Annotated in this window: 11 protein-coding genes and 1 pseudogene; 5 read left to right on the top strand and 7 right to left on the bottom strand. The window is 71.2% G+C overall.

Translation table 11 applies throughout. The features are described 5' to 3' along the window. Positions 1-34 precede the first annotated feature (34 nt). Together WME98_RS51640 and WME98_RS51635 are read right to left on the bottom strand one after the other, a co-directional pair. A complete protein-coding gene (locus WME98_RS51640; RefSeq protein WP_437948950.1) occupies positions 35-2,812 on the bottom strand; it encodes a hybrid sensor histidine kinase/response regulator in 2,778 nt (925 codons plus the stop codon). A gap of 594 nt (positions 2,813-3,406) precedes the next feature. Continuing rightward, positions 3,407-6,229, bottom strand: coding sequence for a hybrid sensor histidine kinase/response regulator (locus WME98_RS51635; protein ID WP_437948949.1), 2,823 nt, complete (start codon positions 6,227-6,229; stop codon positions 3,407-3,409). Positions 6,230-6,524: 295 nt separating this feature from the next. Here WME98_RS51635 and WME98_RS51630 point away from each other — a divergent pair, with 295 nt between their 5' ends. The 3 genes from WME98_RS51630 (at position 6,525) to WME98_RS51620 (ending at position 12,207) form a co-directional block, all read left to right on the top strand. Then, on the top strand, positions 6,525-9,074 hold the full coding sequence (locus WME98_RS51630; protein ID WP_437948948.1) for a DEAD/DEAH box helicase: 2,550 nt from the start codon (positions 6,525-6,527) through the stop codon (positions 9,072-9,074). A 118-nt stretch (positions 9,075-9,192) separates the two neighbouring features. Next, positions 9,193-11,502, top strand: a complete 2,310-nt coding sequence (locus WME98_RS51625) for an alpha/beta fold hydrolase (RefSeq protein WP_437948947.1) — start codon at positions 9,193-9,195, stop codon at positions 11,500-11,502. Positions 11,503-11,658: 156 nt separating this feature from the next. After that, positions 11,659-12,207 (top strand): DUF892 family protein, encoded by a 549-nt coding sequence (locus WME98_RS51620; RefSeq protein WP_437948946.1) that lies wholly within the window; start codon positions 11,659-11,661, stop codon positions 12,205-12,207. A gap of 341 nt (positions 12,208-12,548) precedes the next feature. Here WME98_RS51620 and WME98_RS51615 read toward each other — a convergent pair. Further along, positions 12,549-13,199 (bottom strand): annotated as a pseudogene (locus WME98_RS51615) (DNA alkylation repair protein); the annotation flags it as partial. 349 nt (positions 13,200-13,548) lie between these two features. Between WME98_RS51615 and WME98_RS51610 the strand changes: the two are divergent. Next, positions 13,549-14,310: a Uma2 family endonuclease gene (locus tag WME98_RS51610; RefSeq protein ID WP_437948945.1), complete on the top strand. Its 762-nt coding sequence runs from the start codon at positions 13,549-13,551 to the stop codon at positions 14,308-14,310. Positions 14,311-14,337: 27 nt separating this feature from the next. Here the strand turns inward: WME98_RS51610 and WME98_RS51605 are convergent, their stop codons facing one another. From WME98_RS51605 to WME98_RS51590, 4 genes are all read right to left on the bottom strand, one after another. Next, complete coding sequence (locus WME98_RS51605) at positions 14,338-15,330, bottom strand: chemotaxis protein CheB (protein WP_437948944.1); 993 nt, start codon at positions 15,328-15,330, stop codon at positions 14,338-14,340. Between the two features lie 57 nt (positions 15,331-15,387). Next, positions 15,388-15,762, bottom strand: coding sequence for a response regulator (locus tag WME98_RS51600; protein WP_437932986.1), 375 nt, complete (start codon positions 15,760-15,762; stop codon positions 15,388-15,390). Between the two features lie 46 nt (positions 15,763-15,808). Continuing rightward, the gene (locus WME98_RS51595; RefSeq protein ID WP_437948943.1) at positions 15,809-19,222 is read right to left on the bottom strand and encodes a CheR family methyltransferase; all 3,414 of its coding nucleotides are present in this window, start codon (positions 19,220-19,222) and stop codon (positions 15,809-15,811) included. A gap of 1,453 nt (positions 19,223-20,675) precedes the next feature. Beyond that, positions 20,676-21,608 (bottom strand): AraC family transcriptional regulator, encoded by a 933-nt coding sequence (locus WME98_RS51590; RefSeq protein ID WP_437948942.1) that lies wholly within the window; start codon positions 21,606-21,608, stop codon positions 20,676-20,678. Between the two features lie 118 nt (positions 21,609-21,726). Between WME98_RS51590 and WME98_RS51585 the strand changes: the two genes are divergently transcribed. Continuing rightward, positions 21,727-22,068 (top strand): EthD domain-containing protein, encoded by a 342-nt coding sequence (locus tag WME98_RS51585; RefSeq protein WP_437948941.1) that lies wholly within the window; start codon positions 21,727-21,729, stop codon positions 22,066-22,068. Positions 22,069-22,539: the final 471 nt, after the last annotated feature.

Raw genomic sequence — 22,539 nt, 5'->3', positions numbered from 1 at the left:
CCTATCCGAAGCGCTCCCCAGGAACAACGGCGTCTCACCCCGTGGCCCGGTCCCTGGCGAGCGCCGCGACGACGCCCACGAGCTCCGCCGGGTCGAGGGGCTTGGCGACGTGGGCCTGGTAGCCGGCGCCGAGGGCCCTGGCCCGGTCCTCGGCCCGCGCCAGCGCGCTGAGGGCGACGGCCGGGGTCGCGCCGCCGCGGTCCGGGCCGAGGCCGCGCACCTTGCGGATGAGCTGGAACCCGTCCTCGCCGGGCATGCCGAGGTCGCTGACGAGCACGTCGGGGCGCTCGCGCTCCAGCATGGCCACCGCCTCCGCGGCCGACCCGGCCGTGGTGACGCGCGCGGCGCACTCTTCCAGCACGCGCTGGGCGACCTCGCGCGCGTCGGGCTGGTCGTCGACCACGAGGACGCGCACGCCGGTGAGCTCGTCGGCCGGATAGGCGGCCGCCGGCTCGGCGCGCGCCGCGGGGGGCCGCTGGGTCGCGCCGGGCGCCTGGGGCGAGACGCCGGCGAGGGGCAGCTTGACGGTGAAGGTGGCGCCCCGGCCCTCGCCCGGGCTGGCGACCTGCACCGTGCCGCCGTGCAGCTCGACCAGGTGCTTGACGATGGAGAGCCCGATGCCGAGGCCGCCGTGCTTCCTCGTCGAGGAGGCGTCGGCCTGGCGGAAGCGCTCGAACAGGTGGGGCAAGAACTGCGGGGCGATGCCCGGGCCGGTGTCGCTGACCGACAGCTCGGCGTGCGCGCCCTCGCGCCGCAGCGCGACGTCGATCCGCCCGCCCGCCGGCGTGAACTTCGCCGCGTTCGACAGCAGGTTCCAGGCGACCTGCTGGAGCCTGGCCGGGTCGCCCTTGAGCGAGAGGGCCTCGAGCTCGACGCTCGAGACGACCATGAGGCCCTTGGCCTCGGCGGCGAGCTTGACCGCCTCGAGGGCGCCCTGGACGACGGCGGGCAGGTCGACCGGCTGGACGTCGAGGCGCAGCTTTCCCGAGACGATCCGGCTCATGTCGAGCAGCTCGGAGACCATGTCGGCCTGGAGGCGGGCGTTGCGCTCGATGACCTCGAGCCCGCGCGCGAGGGCCTGCGGCTCCGGGGGCCGGCTGCGGAGGATGCGCGCCCAGCCGAGGATGGCGTTGATGGGCGAGCGCAGCTCGTGCGAGAGGGTGGCGACGAAGTCGTCCTTGACCCGGCTGACGCGCTCGGCCTCGTCGCGCGCGGCGCGCTCGCTCTCGAGCAGCTTCTGGCGCTCCTCCTCGGCCAGCCGCTCCGCGGTGACGTCCTCGGTGATCCCCATGAACGACTCCACCGCGCCGTCGGGGCCGAGCTCGGGGATGAAGCGCGTCCGGTATCTGCGCTCGCCCATGGTGAACTCGATCCGTTGCTGCTTGCCTGTCCTCTGCGCCTCGCGACACGCGGCCTCGCTGGCCTCGCACATCTCCCGCGGAAGGAGGGTCTCGAAGCCGTGCTTGCCAAGGTAGTACTCGGGCGGGAACCCGGTCACCGCCTCGACGGCGGCCGTCGTGAACGTGCACCGCATCTCGGGGTCGAGCCGGAAGATCACGTCGGGCGAGTTCGCCATGAGCGACGTGAGCTGCCGCTCGCGCCGGCGGAGCTCGTCCTCCAGGCGCTCGCGCTCGGCGATGACCCGCTGCGCGTCGTCGAGCGCCGCCCGGAGCCGGCGCTCGCTCTCGCGCAGCGCCTCCTCCGTGCGCTTGAGCCGGCCGATGTCCAGGCACAGGCCGACCCAGGCGGTGATCTCGCCCCCTTCGTCGCGGATCGGGACGGCCCGGTTGAGGGCCGGGTGGACGGCGCCGTCCGCGCCGAGATAGCGGAGCTCTTTCTCGTACGGCTCGCCCGTCCGCAGGCACCGCCAGAAGGTCGCCACCTCGTGCCGGTCGTCGGGGTGGATCGCGTCGAGCCATCTGCCCTCCGAGCACTGCGCCTGGGTCAACCCCGTCATGCGCAGGAACGCCTCGCTGGCATAAGCGTTCCGGCCCTCGCGATCGGTGACCCAGACGCCGTAATCGATGGAGTCCCCGATGGCGCGGAAGACCCGCTCGCTCTGCCGGAATGCCGCCTCCGCGCGCCGGAGCGCCGTCATGTCGAGCGCGAGCACGAAGCCGCCGTCCTCGAACCGCCCCGCGGGCAGCAGACAGCCGCTCACGAGCATCCTTATCCGCGTCCCGTCGCGCCGCACATAGGTCCTCTCGAACGGCGCGAACGTCCACCGGCCCGACAAAAGCTCCGCCCGGGCGCGCTCGTCCTCCGGCAGCAGCTCCGAATCCCAGCGGACCAGGCCGGCCGCGAGCTCCTCCCGCGCGGAGCCCACGAGCTGCAGATACGCGTCGTTCGCCTGGACGATCCGCCCATCGGGCATCCAGAACGCCATCGGGGCCATGTTTCTGTGGAACAGCCGCTGCATCCTGGCCTCGCTCTCGGCCAGCGCCTGCTCCGCCGCGAGCGCCCGCTCCTCGGCGCGCCGCCGCTCGGTGATGTCCTCGACGAACACCACCACGCGATACGGCCGGTCGCGCGCGTCACCGACGGAGACGCCCGTCAGCTGGAGCGAGCGGATACAACCGTCCTTGCAGCGACAGCGCATCTCGAACGTGAGCTCCTCCTCGCCGGCCTCGAGCAGCGAGCGCCATGCGGCCAGCGAGCTCGTCCGGTCGTCCGGCAGCGCCAGGTCGAGCAACCGCTTCCCGAGCAGCTCCCGCTCCGCGTAGCCCAGCAGCCGGCAGAGCGAGCCGCTGACGCGCAGGAGCCGCCCGCCCCGCGCGTCGATCTGCGCGCACCCCCTGCCGGATGAGCGCATCGAGCAGGCTGGCTGTCCGGCGGTCTCCCCCATCGCTGTCCGTCCACTCTCCCGGCCACCGGCCCGCTCCACGTGCCCTCCGGACGTGCGCGTGCGGCGTCCCCCTCGTTTCGTCCGGCCACGCTATCACGAACACGGCGTGTTACGGCAGCATGGCAGCCGGATCGAGCGCACGTCACCGGCTCACCCCGGCTGTCCTCGGAGTCCTTTCCGTCCGGGTCTCGCGCGGAGTCCGACAATCCGACCGGGACATGGAGGCGTTTGTTCGCATGGTTCCGTCATTTCAAGGCACGCTGCCGCAAGGGTGGTGGCCCAATCTCCCCCGCAGTGACCCACATGAAGGCGGGAAGGCAGGAAGCTCATTGATCTTTTCTTCCCGCCTCCCCGCCTTCATGTTCACATCCGGCCACCGCCGCCGCAAGCGAGACTCCCGCTCATGCGCGCCACGATGGGAGGCATCGAGTTCTTCCAGGAGGAGATCACTCGGCTCACTGGCGAGCAGATCGCCGTGATCACGTCGAGCGTGCGCCCGGCGCCGCTCGACGCTGGCTGGACGTCTACTTCTCCGAAGCGCTCCCCAGGAACAACGGCGTCTCACCCCGTGGCCCGGTCCCTGGCGAGCGCGGCGACGACGCCCACGAGCTCCGCCGGGTCGAGGGGCTTGGCGACGTGGGCCTGGTAGCCGGCGCCGAGGGCCCTGGCCCGGTCCTCGGCCCGCGCCAGCGCGCTGAGGGCGACGGCCGGGGTCGCGCCGCCGCGGGCCGGGCCGAGGCCGCGCACCTTGCGGATGAGCTGAAAGCCGTCCTCGCCGGGCATGCCGAGGTCGCTGACGAGCACGTCGGGGCGCTCGCGCTCCAGCATGGCCACCGCCTCCGCGGCCGACCCGGCCGTGGTGACGCGCGCGGCGCACTCCTCGAGCACGCGCTGGGCGACCTCGCGCGCGTCGGGCTGGTCGTCGACCACGAGGACGCGCACGCCGGTGAGCTCGTCGGCCGGGTAGGCGGCCGCCGGCTCGGCGCGCGCCGCGGGGGGCCGCTGCGTCGCGCCGGGCGCCTGGGGCGAGACGCCGGCGAGGGGCAGCTTGACGGTGAAGGTGGCGCCCCGGCCCTCGCCCGGGCTGGCGACCTGCACCGTGCCGCCGTGCAGCTCGACCAGGTGCTTGACGATGGAGAGCCCGATGCCGAGGCCGCCGTGCTTCCTCGTCGAAGAGGCGTCGGCCTGACGGAAGCGCTCGAACAGGTGGGGCAAGAACTGCGGGGCGATGCCCGGGCCGGTGTCGCTGACCGACAGCTCGGCGTGGGCGCCCGCGCGCCGCAGCGCGACGTCGATCCGCCCGCCGGCCGGCGTGAACTTCGCCGCGTTCGACAGCAGGTTCCAGGCGACCTGCTGGAGCCGGGCCGGGTCGCCCTTGAGCGAGAGCGCCTCGGGCTCGACGCTCGAGACGACCGTGAGGCCCTTGGCCTCGGCGGCGAGCTTGACCGCCTCGAGGGCGCCCTGGACGACGGCGGGCAGGTCGACCGGCTGGACGTCGAGGCGCAGCTTTCCCGACACGATCCGGCTCATGTCGAGCAGCTCGGAGACCATGTCGGCCTGGAGGCGGGCGTTGCGCTCGATGACCTCGAGCCCGCGCGCGAGGGCCTGCGGCTCCGGGGGTCGGCTGCGGAGGATGCGCGCCCAGCCGAGGATGGCGTTGATGGGCGAGCGCAGCTCGTGCGAGAGGGTGGCGACGAAGTCGTCCTTGACCCGGCTGACGCGCTCGGCCTCGTCGCGCGCGGCGCGCTCGCTCTCGAGCAGCTTCTGGCGCTCCTCCTCGGCCAGCCGCTCCGCGGTGACGTCCTCGGTGATCCCCATGAACGACTCCACCGCGCCGTCGGGGCCGAGCTCGGGGATGTACCGGGCGCGGAACCTCCGCGCTCCGAGGCCGAACTCCATCCGCTGCGGCTTGCCCGTCCTCTGCGCCTCGCGACACGCCGCCTCGCCCGCCTCGCACACCTCGAGCGGGAGCCCGTTCTCGCGGGGCGTCCTGCCGACGTAGTGCTCCGGCGGGAGCCCCGTGACCGTCAGCGAGGTGGGCGACATGAACGTGCAGCGCAGATCCAGATCCAGGCGGTAAATCACGTCGGGCGAGTTCGCCATGAGCGACGCGAGCTGCCGCTCGCGCCGGCGGAGCTCGTCCTCCAGGCGCTCGCGCTCGGCGATGACCTGCTGCGCGTCGTCGAGCGCCGCCCGGAGCCGGCGCTCGCTCTCGCGCAGCGCCTCCTCCGTGCGCTTGAGCCGGCCGATGTCCAGGCACAGGCCGACCCAGGCGGTGATCTCGCCCCCTTCGTCGCGGATCGGGACGACCCGGCTGAGGGTGGGGTGGGCGACGCCGTCCGCGCCGACGTAGCGGAGCTCTTCTTCGAACGGCTCGCCCGTCGGCAGGCACCGCCGGAAGAGCGCCACCTTGTGCCGGTCGTCGGGGTGGATCGCGTCGAGCCACCTGCCCTCCGAGCACTCCGCCTGGGTCAGCCCCGCCATGCGCAGGAACGCCTCGCTGGTATAGATGTTCCGGCCCTCGCGGTCGCTGACCCAGACGCCGTAATCGATGGAGTCCCCGATGGCGCGGAAGACCCGCTCGCTCTGCCGGAATGCCGCCTCCGCGCGCCGGAGCGCCGTCATGTCGAGCGCGAGCACGAAGCCGCCGTCCTCGAACCGCCCCGCGGGCAGCAGACAGCCGCTCACGAGCATCCTTGTCCGCGTCCCGTCGCGCTGCACATGGGTCCTCTCGAACGGCGCGAACGTCCACCGGCCCGACAACAGCTCCGCCCGCGCACGATCGTCGGCGGGGCGCTCCTCCGGCAGCACGTCGGAATCCCAGCGGACCAGGCCGGCCGCGAGCTCCTCCCGCGTGCAGCCCACGAGCTGCAGATACGCGTCGTTCGCCTGGACGATCCGCCCATCGGGCATCCAGAACGCCATCGGGGCCATGTTGCTGTAGAACAGCCGCTGCATCCTGGCCTCGCTCTCGGCCAGCGCCTGCTCCGCCGCGAGCGCCCGCTCCTCGGCGCGCCGCCGCTCGGTGATGTCCTCGACGAACACCACCACGCGATACGGCCGGTCGCGCGCGTCACCGACGCAGACGCCCGTCAGCTGGAGCGAGCGGACGCCGCCGTCCTTGCAGCGGCAGCGCATCTCGAACGTGAGCTCCTCCTCGCCGGCCTCGAGCAGCGAGCGCCATGCGGCCAGCGCGCCCGTCCGGTCGTCCGGCAGCGCCAGGTCGAGCAACCGCTTCCCGAGCAGCTCCCGCTCCGCATAGCCCAGCAGCCGGCAGAGCGAGCCGCTGACGCGCAGGAGCCGCCCGGCCGGCGCGTCGATCTGCGCGCTCCCCCTGCCGGGCGAGCGCATCGACCCGGGTGGCTGTCCGGCGGTCTCCCCCATCGCTGCCCGTCCACTCTCCCGGCCACCGGCCCGCCCCACGTGCCCCCCCGGACGTGCGCGTGCGGCGTCCCCCCCGCTTGTCCGGCCACGCTATCACGAAGTCGCCATGTTGCGGCAGCGTGGCAGCCGGATCGAGCGCACGTCATCGGCTCACCCCGGCTGCCCTCGGCCCCCTTTCCGTCCGGATCTCGCGCCAGGCCTGGCGATCCGACCGCGACACGGAGGAGTTTGCTTGCATTTTCCGTGGAACCAGGCTTCTGCATGGTGCGCCCCCTCGACGGGCGTCCCAGCTGCCATGGATCAAGCCGCCGCTCCGCTCCTCGCTCGCCTCCCGCCGTCCCCCCACGACTTCACGGCCGACGACCTCTTGAACGGCTTCCTCGACTACGTCGCCGAGCGTGGACTCGAGCTCTACCCGGCGCAGGAGGAGGCCATCCTCGAGATCTTCGGCGGCAAGAACGTCATCCTCAACACCCCGACCGGCTCGGGCAAGTCGCTCGTCGCCGCCGCGATGCACTTCAAGGCGATGGCCGAGGGGATGAAGTCCTACTACACGTGCCCGATCAAGGCGCTCGTCAGCGAGAAGTTCTTCGCGCTCTGCAACGATTTCGGCCCCGAGAACGTGGGCATGTTGACCGGCGACGCGTCGGTCAACCGCGACGCGCCCATCATCTGCTGCACGGCGGAGATCCTCGCGAACATCGCGCTCCGCGAGGGCGAGAAGGCGCTCTGCGACTACGTGATCATGGACGAGTTCCACTACTACTCGGATCGCGATCGCGGGGCGGCCTGGCAGATCCCGCTGCTCACGCTGCCGCAGGCGAGGTTCCTGCTCATGAGCGCCACGATGGGAGGCACCGAGTTCTTCCAGGAGGAGATCGCGCGCCTCACCGGCGAGCAGACCGCCGTGATCAAGTCGACCGTGCGCCCGGTGCCGCTCGACTTCGAGTACCGCGAGACGCCGCTGCACGAGACGGTGGCGACCCTCGTCAAGAACGGCAAGGCGCCCATCTACATCGTGAGCTTCACCCAGCGGGCCTGCGCCGAGGAGGCGCAGAACCTGATGAGCCAGGACTACTGCACCAAGGAGGAGAAGCGGGCGATCACCGCCGCCCTCGCCGGGGTGAAGTTCTCGAGCCCTTACGGCCGGGAGGTGCAGCGCTTCGTCAAGCACGGCATCGGGCTGCACCACGCGGGGCTCCTGCCGAAGTACCGGCTCCTCGTCGAGAAGCTGGCCCAGCAGGGGCACCTCAAGATCATCTCGGGCACGGACACGCTCGGCGTCGGCGTCAACATCCCGATCCGCACGGTGCTGTTCACGAAGCTCTGCAAGTTCGACGGCGAGAAGACGGCCATCCTGAGCGTCCGCGACTTCCAGCAGATCAGCGGCCGGGCCGGCCGCAAGGGGTTCGACACGCAGGGCAGCGTCGTGGCGCAGGCGCCGGAGCACGTCATCGAGAACATGCGGCTCGAGGCCAAGGCGGGGAACGACCCGGCCAAGCGGCGGAAGATCGTGAAGAAGAAGCCGCCGGAGAAGGGCTATGTGCACTGGGATCGGCAGACGTTCGAGCGGTTGATCCAGTCGCCGCCCGAGCCGCTCGTGTCGCGGTTCCAGGTCACGCACGGCATGCTGGTCAACGTGCTCGGCCGCGAGGAGGGCGGGTGTCAGGCGATGAAGCGGCTCATCCGCAGCACGCACGACCGGCCCGCGGTCCGGCGCCAGCACGGCAGGACGGCGATGCTCCTGTTCCGCTCCCTCGTGGAGGCGCGCATCATCGAGTTCGTCCCGAAGGACGACGGTCCCGGCAAGCGCATCCGCATCAACGCGGATCTCCAGGAGGATTTCTCGCTGAACCACGCGCTCTCGCTCTACGTCCTCGAGACGGTGGGGAAGCTGGATCCCGACACCGGCACCTATCCGCTCGATCTCCTGACGCTCGTCGAGTCGATCCTCGAGAACCCCGATCTCATCCTGCAAAAGCAGCTCGATCGGCTGAAGACCGAGAAGCTCGCGGAGCTCAAGGCGGCCGGCGTGGAGTACGAGCAGCGGATGGAGGAGCTCGAGAAGCTCGATTATCCCAAGCCGAACGCGGAGTTCATCTACGGCACGTTCAACGACTACGCGCGGCGGCACCCCTGGGTCGGGCAGGAGAACATCCGGCCGAAGGGCGTCGCGCGCGAGATGTACGAGCAATACCTGTCGTTCGGCGAGTACATCCGGGAGTACAACCTGGAGCGGGCGGAGGGGCTCCTGCTCAGGTACGTCTCCGAGGTGTACAAGGCGCTGGTCCAGACCGTCCCCGACTACGCGAAGGACGCCGACACGAGCGACATGATCGCCTATTTCAGGGCGCTCATCCGCGGCGTGGACTCGAGCCTGCTCGACGAGTGGGAGCGGCTGCGCGACCCGTCGTACCAGCCGCGCGCGGCCTCCCCCGGCGGCGCCGTGGAGCCGTCCGCGTTCGACATCACCCGCAACGCGAAGGACTTCACGGTGCTCGTCAGGAACGAGCTGTTCTTCTTCCTGCGCGCGCTCGCCCGCCGCGACTACGAGGTGGCCGCCGAGATGGTGGAGGGCGAGGACGCCCCCTGGACGGCGGAGCGGCTGGACGAGGCGCTCCGCGGCTTCTACGCGGAGCACGCCGCCATCCGCACCGACCCGGCCGCCCGGAGCCCGAGCAACACGATCATCCACCCGGCCGAGGACGGCGGCTCGTGGGTGGTGGAGCAGATCATCGCCGACCCGGACGACGACAACGACTGGATGCTCGACTGCAAGGTGGATCTCGAGCGCTCGCGTGACGCGGGCAGGCCGGTCATCGTGTTGCGGCGGATCGCGAGCTGATCGCAAAGGCGCGAAGAGGAGAGTTCAACGCAAAGTCGCAAAGGCGCAAAGGCGCCTCCGGCCTGGCCGCAGCAGCCGGCGTTTGACTTCCCCCGCCGCGTCGGGCGAGATCGCGGCCATGCGAACTCCGCCGCGCTCCGCAACCTGGTGGGTGCTCCCCGCCGTCCTGGCCGCCGCCTGCGCCCCGCCCGCGGGCTCCCCGCCCAGGGCAGCCGCGCCGGCGAAGGCCGCCCCCGCCGGGGACGGCGCCGCGGCGAAGCAGGGCAGCGCGCCGGAGAAGACGGCCATCGCCGGGCCGGAGGCGAGCCGGGTCACGTACGCGCACCTCGGCCGGCAACCGCCGCTCGGCGCGCGGCTGCCCAGGGCGGTCCAGTACGCGCCCGGCGGCAAGCTGGTCACCTACCTCCAGCGGCAGCCGGACGGGCCGGAGCAGGCGCTCTTCGCCTTCGACACCGCCTCGCGCGAGACACGGCAGCTCGTCGCGTCGGGCGACCTGCTGAAGGAGTCGAAGCCGCTCTCCCGCGAGGAGGAGCTCCGCCGCGAGCGACAGCGCATGTTCTCGCGGGGGATCACCGCGTATTCGTGGGCCAAGCGCGCCGAGGTGATGCTCATCCCCTCCGGCGGCGACATCTTCCTGCGCGACCCGGCGGGCGCGATCGCGCGGCTCACCAGCACGCCCGAGCCGGAGATCGATCCCAAGGTGTGCGACGGCGGCGAGCGCGTCGTGTTCGTCCGCGGGCGCGAGCTCTTCATGATCGACGTCGCCTCGCGCCGCGAGACCGCGCTCACCCGCGGCGCGCCCGAGGGCGTCTCGCGCGGCCTCACCGACTTCAACGGCCAGGAAGAGTTCGACGAGCCGAGCGGCTTCTGGATCTCCCCCGGCTGCGACCGGGTGGCCTACCTCGAGGTCGACGAGCGCGACGTCGAGCGGGTGCCCGTCTTCGGCGTCCGCGACGGCAAGGAAGATCTCCAGATGGTGCGCTATCCGCGCGTCGGCGGGAAGAACCCCCGTGTCCGGGCGGGCGTCCTCGACCTCGCCACCAAGAAGACGACCTGGCTCGCGTGGAAGGGCGGCCAGGAGGAGCGCTACCTCGGCCGGTTCGCGTGGGCCGACGGCGGCAAGGCGCTCTGGTTCCAGACGCTCTCGCGCGACCAGAAGCGCCTCGCGCTCCTCCGCGCGAATCCGCGCTCGGGCGAGGCCGCCGAGGTCGTCGTCGAGACCTCGCCGAGCTGGGCGGACTTCGGCGAGATGCGGCCCCTCGAGCGCTCGCCGAGGTTCCTCTGGGTGACCGCCGCGGGCGGCCACCGGCACCTCGCGCTGCGCGACGCCGACTCGGGCGCGGAGCTCGCGAAGCTCACCGCGGGCGACTGGGACATCACCGCGCTCGCCGCGCCGGACGAGGAGCGCGGCGAGGCGCGCTTCGTGGCCACGAAGGACGGCCCGACCGAGCGGCACCTCTACACGGTGCCGCTCGCGGGCGGCGAGGTGAAGCGGGTCACGGCGGAGCCGGGGGTGCACTTCGTCACCGTGGAGCCGAAGGGGCCGGGGTACGTGGACGTCCACTCGGCCCTGGGCCGCCCGTGGAAGGCCGTGGTGCGGGGCGAGGGCAACGCCGAGCTCGGCGCGATGCCGGCGCCGATCGACCCCGAGCTCGCGGACCTCGGCCTGCGCGCCCCCGAGATCGTCCAGGTGCGCGCCGAGAGCGGCGACACGCTGTACGGCGCGCTGCTCGCGCCGCGGACGATCGAGCCCGGCCGCCGCTACCCGGTCGTGGTGAGCGTGTACGGCGGGCCCGGCGTCCAGACGGTGTTCAACTCCTGGTCGCCGCTCCTTCTCTGGAACCACCTCGCCGACCGCGGGGTGGTGGCCTTCCAGCTCGACAACCGCGGCTCGGCGAACCGCGGGCGCGCCTTCGAGGCGCCCATCCACGGGCGCCTCGGCGAGGTCGAGCTCGCCGACCAGATCGCGGGCCTCGAGTTCCTGAAGGCGCTGCCGTACGTCGACGCGGGTCGCGTGGGCATCTACGGCCACAGCTATGGCGGGAGGATGGCGCTGGAGGCGCTCCTCAAGGCGCCCGACCGCTTTCACGTCGGCGTCGCGGGCTCGCCGGCGACCGACGATCGGCTCTACGACACCGGCTATACCGAGCGGTACATGGGGCTCCTCGACCAGGCGGCCGCCCGGTACGAGGCGACCGACCTCTCGAAGCACGCGGGGAACCTGCGCGGCAAGCTGCTGCTGATGCACGGGCTCATGGATGAAAACGTGCACTTCGCGCACACGGCCAAGATGATCGAGGCGCTCATGGCCGCGGACAAGCGGTTCGACATGGTCGTGTTCCCGGGCGAGCGGCACGGCTACCGGTCGCCGGTCGCGAGCCATTTCGCGAACCGCACCATCGTGGAGTACCTGACCGAGCATCTCTGAGCGATCGGCGCGCCCCCGCCTCGCGCGCGCCGCCGCGCGCCTGCCCCGTGCGCCGCCGCGCGCCTGCCGCGTGCGCCGCCGCGCCGCGCGCACCGGCCGGGCGCGCGTTGCCGCTCGGCGGCCTGCGAATCGCATCTGCCCCGGCCGGAGGCATCCATGCAGAAGCTTGCACAGGTGAACAAGGACAAGGCCATCGACCTGCTCAACGAGCGGCTCACGTTCGAACGCGCGAGCGTGAAGCTGTACGATTCCACCATCCAGAAGGTCGGCCGCACGGCCGAGCCCACCCTGCTGAACCTGCTCGATCGGCTCCGGGAGCACCGGAATCAGGAGAAGGAGCATGAGGAGTGGCTCGAGGAGCAGATCCGCGCGCTTGGCGGGGACGCGCACGCCGAGACCGAGATGTCGCGGCTGATCGAGATCGAGTCGCGGGGCCTCGAGCAGGTGGTGCTCGACGGCGACCAGAACCCGGCCCACCTCTTCCACGCGCTGCTCACCGCGGAGCTCGTCGACAACGCCGGCTGGCAGCTGCTGCTCGAGCTCGCCGACGAGGCGGACGACGCCGAGGCGAGGGAGGCGTTCCGGTGCCGCCTGCACGAGGAGGAGGACCACCTGGTCCTCACGCGCGAGGTGGTCGAGCGGCTCACGCGGAAGGAGCTGCTCGGCGCGCCGGACGAGGCCATCGCGGCGGCGCATCCGACGTGACCCGGCGCCGGGCGGCGCGCGCCCGCGCCGGGCGGCGCGCGCCCCGGTCAGCCCCGCCGCGGCGCGGCGCGGGGCGAGGCGTCGCCCTTCGGCTTCTCCGCGGCCGGGACCGCCTCGTCGCCGCCGCGGCGCGCCTGGGTCGCCCTGGCCGGCGCGGCGGCGGCCGGCTTGGCAGCGGCGGCTCTGGCTGGCGCGGCGGCCTTTGCCGGCTTGGCAGCGGCGGCCCTGGCCGGCGCGGTGGCCTTGGCCGGCTTGGCAGCGGCGGCCCTGGCCGACTTTTCGCCCCTGGTCCCGACCGCCTTCGCCGCCGGCGCGGCGGCCGGCTTCCGGCCGGCCCACAGCTTCAGGATATGGGCGCTCGCGTCGGGCGTCTTGCAGCTCGTCTCGCCGTGGTCGACCTCGACCCTGCCGATGCGCCGCGCCGCCGTGAGCGCCTTTCCCCGCAGCGGCTCGTTCCGCGCGCCGATGCTGATCACCGCCCCGTTCATCGCGTCGCGGGCGCGGTTTTTGGCCCGGTGGATCGACGCCTCGATCGCCTCCAGCCGCTCCTCGAACAGGCTGTCGGGCAGCGACGGGTCCTCCTCCGCGAGCGCGCCGCAGAGCTTCCATCCGGCGCGGCCGATCCACTCGTCGTCCGAGGCGGTCCAGCGCGCCATCGCCTCGCGGGCGAACGGCGTCTTCACGGCGATGCGCTTCACCACCAGGTCGATGAGGATCGGCGCGCGCAGGCCGTCGAGCCACGCCTCGAGCAGGTCCCGGGTGAAGCGCCCCGGATCGGCGATCGCGGCCGCCAGCGTCCGCGCGTCGGAGTTGCCGGTCGCCCAGAGCGCCTCGGCGAGCTCGTGGTCGCGCTTGATCCGCTTCTCCAGCGCGTTCATGTGGGCGAAGCTCACGCCGAAGAGCGGCTCGGTCGCGCCGTGGCGCAGGTAGACCCTCCGGTTCTGCTCGGTGCCGAGCCGCTCGAGCTCGCGCATCACCTCGGTGAAATGCATGGCCTTCACCTAACCATGCTGCTCATTACGCGCTCGCACGAACTTTTTTCGCGCAAACCGCTCCCCACGGCGCGCCTGCCGACGCGGCCCGGGGCGAGCCCGCGGCGTTGACCCCCTGCGTCGAGCGTTTGTCCGGCCCATCGCCCCTCCGTGCCTCTGCCCGGCGGAGGACCCGACCCTGGAGCCTGCGAAGAACCGGGACCGCGCCGAGGGCGCTGCCCGCGCGGCGGGAGCCAGGACGTCGCGGCGGAGAGCTGTCGCGACCGCCGCCGTGCCGTGCTAGCGGTGCGCTCCGCGACGCGTTCGACCGCGCTGGCGAGGAGCGGTACTCTCCTCGAAGGAGCGACGCATGGCCTTTCAGAGCGACCCCTCGTTCGTGCCGACCCCGCCGCCGGGTGAGGACGAGCTGCCGTACGACGACGGAGAGCCGATGGAGTCTCAGCGGCATCGCAGGCAGATGGAGCTCCTCATCGAGGCGCTGGAGCTGCACTGGAAGGATCGCGAAGACGTTTATGTCAGCGGCAACATGGCGATCTACTTCAGCGAGCTCCAGGCGAAGAAGAACGACTTCCGCGGTCCGGACGTCTTCGTGGTGCTCGACACCGTGCGACGAGAGCGCAAGTCCTGGGTCGTCTGGCAGGAGGATGGCAGGACGCCCGACGTCGTGATCGAGCTGCTCTCCGAGACCACCGAGAAGGTCGATCGCACCGACAAGATGCGGGTCTACGCCAAGCTCCTGCACGTGCCCGAGTACTACCTCTTCGATCCGTTTACGGGCGTTCTCGAGGCGTATGCGCTCGATAACGCCACGATGTCCTACATGCCCGTCGCGCCCGGCGCGAACGGCGACGTGGCGAGCCCGCGGCTGCACCTCGGGCTCGGCGTCCGCCGCGGCACCTATCGCAACCTCGACGTCGACTGGCTGCGCTGGCTCGACGCCGCGGGGCGTGTGCTGCCCACGGGTGAGGAGCAGGCGCGCGCGGCCGAGGAGCAGGTGCGCGCCGCCGAGGAGCGGGCGCGCGCGGCGCAGGACGAGGCGAAGCTGCTCGCGGCGCGGCTGGCCGAGGTCGAGCAGCGCTTCGGCAAGCTGCCCGGCGGCGAGCCGCGCTAGCGCCCGCCCGCCCCGGTCCTCAGGCCGCTACGACGAGCGCCTCGGCCGAAGGCGCAGCGACGACCCGTTCCCCTCCTCCTTGCCCGTCAGCGCCCGGCGCACCAGCGCGCCCCGCTCCTCGGCCGCCCGGACCTTCTCCTCGAAGTGGGCCATCACGTGCGGCTGATTCCGCTCCTCCGCGCGCCTCGCCATCCGGCGCGCCAGCGCCACGGTGTCCTCGATCGTGCGGAGCGCGACCCACAGCGCCGCCTCGAGCGCCTCCGCCTGCTCGTCCTCCAGCCCCTCCGGCGAGTACCGGTGGCCGACCTTGCACCGGAAGCTGAGCATCGCGCCATCCCCATTCCGGATCAGGTTGCCTCCGCACTCCGGACACGTGAACTCGCTCTCGAGTGCCTCCACCTTCTCCCCCACGAGCCCGTACGATGTCTTCGCCTCCTCGGGCGCCTTTCCTGCCCCCTGGTGCACCAGATCGACGAGCAACGGCGGCAGGCGCGCCAGGGGCTCGCAGTGATCCACGGGCACGTTGTCGAGCGCGCTCTGCGGCATGTCCGGAAACAGCGCGTCCTTCGGGTCCTGCACCACCGTGACGCCGCCGCGACGCTTGATCTCCAGGAGCCCAGCGGTGCCGCAGTCGCGCGCGCCCGACAGCACCACGCCGACCACGCGCGGGCCGTACGCCGCGGCCGCGCTCCGGAACAGCGGATCCACCGCCGGCCTGTGGCCGTTCTCCTTCGCGCTGTACACCACCCGCACGACGCCCTCGCCGAGCAGCAGGTGGTTGTCCACCGGCGCGATGTAGATGCGCCCGCGCTCGATCGGCTCGCCGTCGACCGCGGTCGCCACCGGCATCCGGGTCGTCCGCTCGAGGATCTGCGGAAGCATGCTCCGGGCCGTCGACGGCATGTGCAGGACCACGAACACCGACGCCGGCAGGTGCGACGGCAGGCCCCCGATGAGCGCGATCAGCACCTCCACACCGCCCGCCGACGCCCCGAGCGTGATGATGTCGTGTCCTGGCACAGCCGGCCTCCTCGAGGAAATGCGGTTACGGTAGACGCGCCCTGTCGGAACAACCGCTCACGCCGCCGGGCGAACCACGCGATCCATCGTGCTCAGCAGCGTGGCCATGCTGGCCGGCTTCTGGAGCACCGCCGCCGCCGAGAGCTGCTCCGCCGCCTTCCGGAGATCCTCCGGCATGCGCGCCGAGAAGATCACGATGGGCGGCCTCTCCGGTACTTCCTGCAGCCGCGCGACGAGCTCGGCCGTCGTCGCCCCCTTCACGGTCAGGTCGAGCAGGGCGGCCCCGTAACGCCGCTCCGTGAGCGCGGCGATCGCCTGGTCCGCCGAGTGGACCGACTCCACCTCGTAGTCGGCCATCCCCAGCATCTCCAGGAGCATCTCGCTCGAATCGCGATCATCCTCGATCACGAGGATCTTCGCCCGCTTCGCCATCGTCCCTTCTCCGCCGTTCGCAGGAAAGCAGCGCGAGCCCTCGGCCTCAATCGTGCCTGACTCGATTCGATATCAGGGGTAGCCTGACGGTGAAGGTCGCTCCCTTACCCTCCGCGCTGCGCACGAAGATCTGCCCCCCATGCGCCCTGACGATCTCCTTGCAAATGAAGAGCCCGAGCCCCATGCCGCCGGACGAGTTGTTCCTGGGCCGCTCCACCTGGTAGAAGCTCGAGAACACGTGCGGCACGTCGGCCGAGGGGATGCCAGGGCCGTAATCCTCCACGTCGAGCTCGGCGGTGCCGCCCGCGTGCCGCAGGCGCACATCGATCTTCGATGAGCCGTTGGCGTGCCGGAAGGCGTTGCTGATCAGGTTCATGAGGACCTGCTCCAGCCGCGCGGCGTCACCGTTCACCACCATCGGCTCCGCCGGGGCGGGGAGATCGAGGTGGACCTCCGGGGTCGGCCCGAGCGTCTGGGCGCTCTCGGCGACGTGCGAGACCAGCGGGGCGAGCTCCACCTCCGAGAGCTTGAGCTCGAACTTCCCGGTCTGGATGCGGGTCGCGCTCACGAGGTCGTCGACAAGCCGCTCGAGACGCTCGCTCTGGGCGCGGGCGAGCGACGCGAAGCGGGCGAGGCGCGGGTCGCCGTCCCCAGGCAGCAGCGTGCTCAGCATGTCGAGGTAGCCGCGCAGCGGCACGAGCGGCGTGCGCAGCTCGTGGCTCGCCATCGCCATGAAGCGCTCCTGCAGCTTGCGCATGCTCCGCTCCGTGATGTCGCGGATGACGATCACGCCCCGCTCGGCCGCTTCCTTGCCGGTCGGGCCGCCCCCGCCGATGGGGTGGCCGGTGGCCTCGAAGTGCCGGGTCGAGCCGCCGGGGGCGGGCGCGGTGAACTCCATCTGGAAGCTCTCGCCGCGCGCGGCCCGCTGCTCCGGCGTGTCCTGGTACAGCAGCGGCCGGCCCCTCTCGTCGTGCGCCGTGACCCGGCCCCCGCCGAACATCGCCTGGTAGGCGTCGTTCATGAGCACCGGCCGCCCCGCGCCGTCGACCACGAGGAGCGCGTCGCCCATGCTGCGCAGGATCGCCGAGAGCCGCGCCCGCTCCGCCTCGATCGGCGCGGCGAGCTCCTGGATCTCGCGGCTCCGCGCCTCCAGATCGGCGTTCGTCGTGTTGAGCTCCTCGATCGTCGCCTGCAGCTCCTCGTTGACGGTCTCGAGCTCCTCGTTGGTCGCCTGGAACTCCTCGTTCAGCGTCTCGACCTCCTCCATGGCGGCTTGCGCCTCCTCGGTGGAGACCATCAGCTCCTCGTTCACGGCGCGGAGCTGCTCGTGCGCGGAGGTGAGCTCCTCGTTGGCCCGGAGCAGCCGCCGGTGCTGCTCGTTCAGCCGCTGGATCGCCGCCTGGTCCTGCCCGCGGGCGGACTCGAGCTGCGCGAGCGCGGCGCCGAGGGCCTCGTTCTCCCGGCGCAGCTGCTCGCGCTCGACGGCGAAGCGCTCCTCGGCGCGCTCGCGCTCGGCCTTCGCGGCCGCGATCTCGGCGCGGAGCTGCGCCTCTCGGCCGAGGCTCTCCTGGCTCGCCTTCCGGCGCCGCACGATCTCGGTGACGTCCTCGACCACGACCAGCGCCGCCTCGATCTTGCTATGCTCCACGTCGGGACGGGGCCCGTGGCAGGTGATCTGGATATGCGACGGGTCGCCCGAGGGCGTCGGCTCGACGGCGACCTCGATCGGCTCCGACGATTCGCCCCGGAAGGCGGCGTCGACGGCCTCGAGCAGCGGCCGGTGGGGGACCGACTGCGCGAGGTGGACGAAGTCCTGACCGAGCGCCGTGCCGTGGATGCCGAGCAGGCGCCGCGCCGTGAAGTTGATCTCCAGGATGTCGTAGCGGCTGTCGACAAGGACGATCCCGACGCGGAAGCTCGAGAGCAGCACGTCGATCGACATGCGGGCGCGCGGGAGCTCTTTCGCCACGCCGCGTAGCGGAAGGATGGGGCTCTTGCCGCGGGACGCGCGCCGGGGCGGCGACGCCGGGGGGGTGATGGCCGAGGGGGGCACGAGGATGCGCTCGCCGCGGCGCACGTAGACCTTGTGGTGGATGTCGCTGGCGACGAAGTACTCGCTCAGCGGGCTCGTGGTCTCGGCCTTGCCGAGCACGAGATAGCCGCCCTCCCGCAGCGAGAAGGCGAACAGGTGCAGGGTGCGGCGCTGGAGGTCGCTCGTGAAGTAGATGAGCACGTTGCGGCACAGCACGAGATCGAGGTGCGGGAACGGGGCGCGCTGGCCGAGGTCGTGCTCGCCGAAGACGGTGAGGTTGCGGATGCGCTTCTTCACCTGGTACTGGCCGTCGATCGCGACGAAGTAGCGGTCGATGAGGTCGCTCGGCAGCTCCTCGACGGCGCTCGCCCCGTAGATCCCGCGTCGGGCGAAGGCGACCGCCTCGCTGTCGAGGTCGGTCGAGAAGATGCGGACGTTGAAGCTGTCGAGCTCGGCGCCGAGCAGCTCGCTGACCAGGATGGCGAGCGAGTACGCCTCCTCTCCGGTGGCGCACCCGGCCGACCAGATCCGCAGCGATTTGTTGTCGTTGCGGGCGTGCGCGACGAGCGCGGGCAGGACCACGTCCCGGAGGTGCGCGAAGAGCTCCGGATCGCGCATGAACTCGGTGACCTTGATGAGGAAGCTGTTGACCAGCCGCTGGTGCTCCTCGGGGTGCTCGGCGAAGTAGCGCATGTACTCGTCGATGGTCTCGGTGTTCGTGGCCGCCATCCTGCGCCGGAGCCTGCGCAGGATGGTCGCCTGTTTGTACCTCTTGAAGTCGATCCCGCTCCGCTCGCGCACGAGGTCGAGGAGCGACTGGAGCCGCTTGTCCTCGTCCGGCGGCGGCTCGACGTACGCCCCCGTGAGGAGCTCGCCGACGATGCCCCCGATGCGATCGAGGTCGGCCACGATGTCGACCGTGGTCGGGGCCAGCGACTCGGGCATGCCCCGGAACTTCGCGGTGTCGGGGTTCTCGATGATGACGGTGCCGCCGCGCTTCTTGACGTGGCGGGCGCCGACGGTGCCGTCGGAGCCGTTCCCGGTCAGGACGATGGCGACGAGGTTCTCGCCGAAGACCTCGGCCGCGGTGCGGAACAGCGTGTCGACCGACGGCTTGGGTCGCGCGGTGCTCTCCGGCTGGACCCGGAGCTCGTGGTCGGTGATCTCCACGTCGCGGCCCGGGGGCACGATATAGACGACGCCGTCCTCGAGCGGGGCGGCGGAGGCGACCGTGCGGACGGGCAGCTCGCTGCGGCGGCGCAGGACGTCGCCGAGGTGGCTCTCCCGCCTGGGGTCGAGGTGCTGGGCGATCACGATCGGGGCCGGGAACGGGGCGCGCAAGGTCGAGAGGAACGTGCAGAGGGCCTCGATGCCCCCGGCCGAGCAGCCGACGACGACGAGCTGAGATCTGGAGCGGGCTTCGGTCATGACACGTTGCGTGCCTTTACTACACGTGGCGCGGGGAGCGACGCTGGGATATGTGCGGCGGGCGACGGCCTTTCAACAGAAAGCGGGGCGCTCGAGAGAAAGCGGGCGCGCTCGCCAGCGGCGGGCGGGCTGCGCAGAGGACGGGCTGCTGTCGGGGAGCTCCCGGGAGCGACGCCTTGGCGGGTCCGGCACTCTCCGGGGGCTCACCGTGGTTTCCCGGCTCCGGCGAGCTCCCGGTCGATGATGTCGACGAGGTCGACCCGCCCGATGTGCTGCGCCACGGCGCGGCCGCCGCGTCGAGGTGCGCGTGCCGGCTGGCGGGCGGGGCCGCGATGGCGGCGAGGGGCGGTGGCCCCTGCCGATCGGCCAGAGGGCCCAGCTCCTCGGCGAGCCGGCCGTAACCATCCATCGCCTCCTCGGTCGACGGCGGGAACGCCGCCGCCACGTACGCGCGTACGAGCGCGGGCATCCGCACGCGATCTCCGGCGAAGGTCGCCAGACGGACCCCCGCCACACGGCTCGCCATGCTGCTCCCCAGCCTGCGTACTGTGTATACGTGGGTGGCAGGAGATGACCGTCAGCTAGGGAGTTTTTGCTTGTTCCTGCTCGTTGCCGAACCTGGCGACGAGCTGTTCAGCAAGCATCGCGACCTCTGACGGTAGATCGCTACCGGGGGTCCAGGTCTTCAGCAGGGTCTTGAGGCGATGGGCCCGAGCGACGTCGTCCTCGCCTACGGGGGGTCCTCCTTCCATATTCCCCGCTTGCAACGCCTTCCTTTAGTTCTGATAGTGCGCTCTCGAACGCCTCTGCTCGACGGCTCAACGTTGAAGGGTCGACTGCCAGATCCGCTATAGAAGAGGAGCCGGATCTGATCCAGTTCAAGAGCCCTTCAATGCATGCGATGCCTTCGAAGAACCCATTACCCCATCGCATGAGCCGAGCTATCGTCGGACGGAGTATCTTCGTCCCCGTTAGTATGTGTCATTGTAAACAAGCATATATGGCCGCTGCCCTTGTGCCACCCCGCCGCCGCGCCGACGATGACAACGTGACGAGTGAGCCCGCCGCCGTGGTTCAATATCTCGGAATTGCGGTAGATCGAGACCAAATGCCAGCGAGCTCGACGAGCGCGCCGGCGTCGAGGATCACCCGGGCGAGCTCGACGAGCGCCGGCGTCGAGGCCCTAGTACTACAGTTGCACAGTATCCGTCCGGAAGAGCCCATCCTGACGCCGAGCAGACCAGGGACGTAGGCTTGCCGTGCGATGCGAGAGCGGCCGCACGCGGTGCACCGCGACGGATGGCGCAGAGTAACCGCCCGCCCATCGTATCCGCCCAGCCAAGGGCATCGTGACCGTCCGGGCGGCGCCGGTTACCTCTCCCCATCGCGAAGGAGGAAGCGATGGCGACGAGGGGGGAGTGGGCCGGAGAGGGCGGAGGTCGAGCCCGCCCGCTCAGCGAGTCGTCGCCTCGGCACGACGCCGCGCAGCGTAGGCGCGCGGCGCGGTCCCCGTGATCCGCTTGAAGGCGGTGCTGAAGGCGGCCTCCGACGCGTAGCCGAGGGAGTAGGCGATCGCGGAGACGGGCTCGTCCCCGCGGGTGAGGCGATCTCCGGCGAGGAGCATGCGCCAGCGTGTCAGGTATTCCATCGGCGAGGCTCCGGAGAGCGACTTGAACCGCGCGGCGAACTTCGAGCGCGACATGCCCGCCCGCGCGGCGAGTGCCGGCAGCGTCCAGGGGGCGCCCGGCTCCGCGTGGATCGCGCCGACCGCCGCCGCGATGCGCGGGTCCGCGAGCGCGAAGAGCCACCCGACGCCCCGCTCCTCGCCCTGCGCCAGATAGAGCCGCAATGCCTGCACCAGCATCAGGTGGGCGAGGTGCTGGACGACGAGCTTCGCGCCCGGCTGCGTTCCGGCAAGCTCGCGGCCCATCCGCGCGAGCGCCCACCGGAGACCGGCCTTGTCGTCCTCGTCGCGCAACCGGACGATCGCCGGCATCGCGCCGAGGAGGATCTCGGTATGTGCGCCGGAGAAATCGAAATGGCCGCCGAGCATCACCGTGTCGCCGCCGCCGTTCAGCGTGGCGACGCCGCCATTCCAGTCGGCCTCCGGGAGCCGGGAGATCGGCACCGTCCTGAACGCGAGGTCTTTCGCGATGACGAACCGGCGCCCGATCGGGAGGAGGACGCAGTCGCCGGCCTCGAGCCGGAGCGGAGGTCCGCCGCGCTCGACCTCGAGCCACGCCGCGCCGGAGACGAGGGCGAAGTACTTCACGCCGCCGTGCTTCTCGAACTGGATCGACCATCGGCCGCCGAGGTCGAACCCCCCGGCGACGTAGGTCCGTGGCTTCAGAAGGGAGAGGACGTCGGAGAGCGGATCGGGTGACATCGCCGGGGGACGTTCGCGAAAGAACGAGGGACGAACCAGCATAGTGCGTCCCTCCGCGCAGGGCTATCTCCATGTCGCGACGGCCGCCCACCGCGGCGCGGCCCACGATGGAGGATTCATGAACAAGGTCATCATCTGCTTCAAGCGCCGGCAGGGCATGGGCATCCAGGAGTTCCGCGATTACCGCCGAGACGTGCACGTCCCGATCCTCCTTGCCATTCCGGAAGCGAGGAAGCTCCACCGGCTCGTCGTCTCGTATCCCCTGCTCGCGCCCGATGCGCCGGAGCCCACCTTCGATGCGGTCGTCGAGGCGTGGTTCGACAACCTCGAGGAGATGGATGGCCTCTTCGCCTCGGAGGCATTTCGCACCCGGGTCGATCCCGATCACGTCAACTTCATCGACCTGTCCTCCGTGGTCTGGCTCGTCACGGAGGAGCTCGTCGACGTCGGCCAGCCGTGAAGCCGCCCGCTGCCGCCGTGACGCCGACTGCGGCATCGACGTTGCACATGCTCCGGGCTGGCCGTCTCGTCCATGCGGGTTCGCGCGAATCTGGCGCGAGCAGCAGAGCCCGGGTGCCCACCGTCCCGCCGAGCCCGACGTCGGACTTACCGAGGCTTGGATGGTCGCGCCGGTTCGCCAGGCAGCGAACTGCGACTGTAGTACTAGGGGTTAATGTTAACCGGAGCACACTGTAAGTTGACGAGTCCGCCAAGCAAATTGTTTTTGCAACACACAGGTTGCGCGGTGCAGCCAGTCCCACCTGCGCCTATTACGTTTATGGGGCTACAGTTCAACCCGATGAGCCCGTTGCGATCGGCGCCCGAGAAGGAGATCCCCAACAACCCCGATACCATGGCGAGATTGGAAGCGGTCGCCGGCATAGTTGTATTGCAACACTGCACAGTGCCGACGCTGCACACATTTAGCTCT

It is taken from the genome of Sorangium sp. So ce296 (assembly GCF_051529605.1).
Lineage (GTDB): Bacteria > Myxococcota_A > Polyangia > Polyangiales > Polyangiaceae > Sorangium > Sorangium cellulosum_D.
Note: the sequence above shows the minus strand (reverse complement) of the source record. Positions and strands in the feature narration are given on the sequence as shown.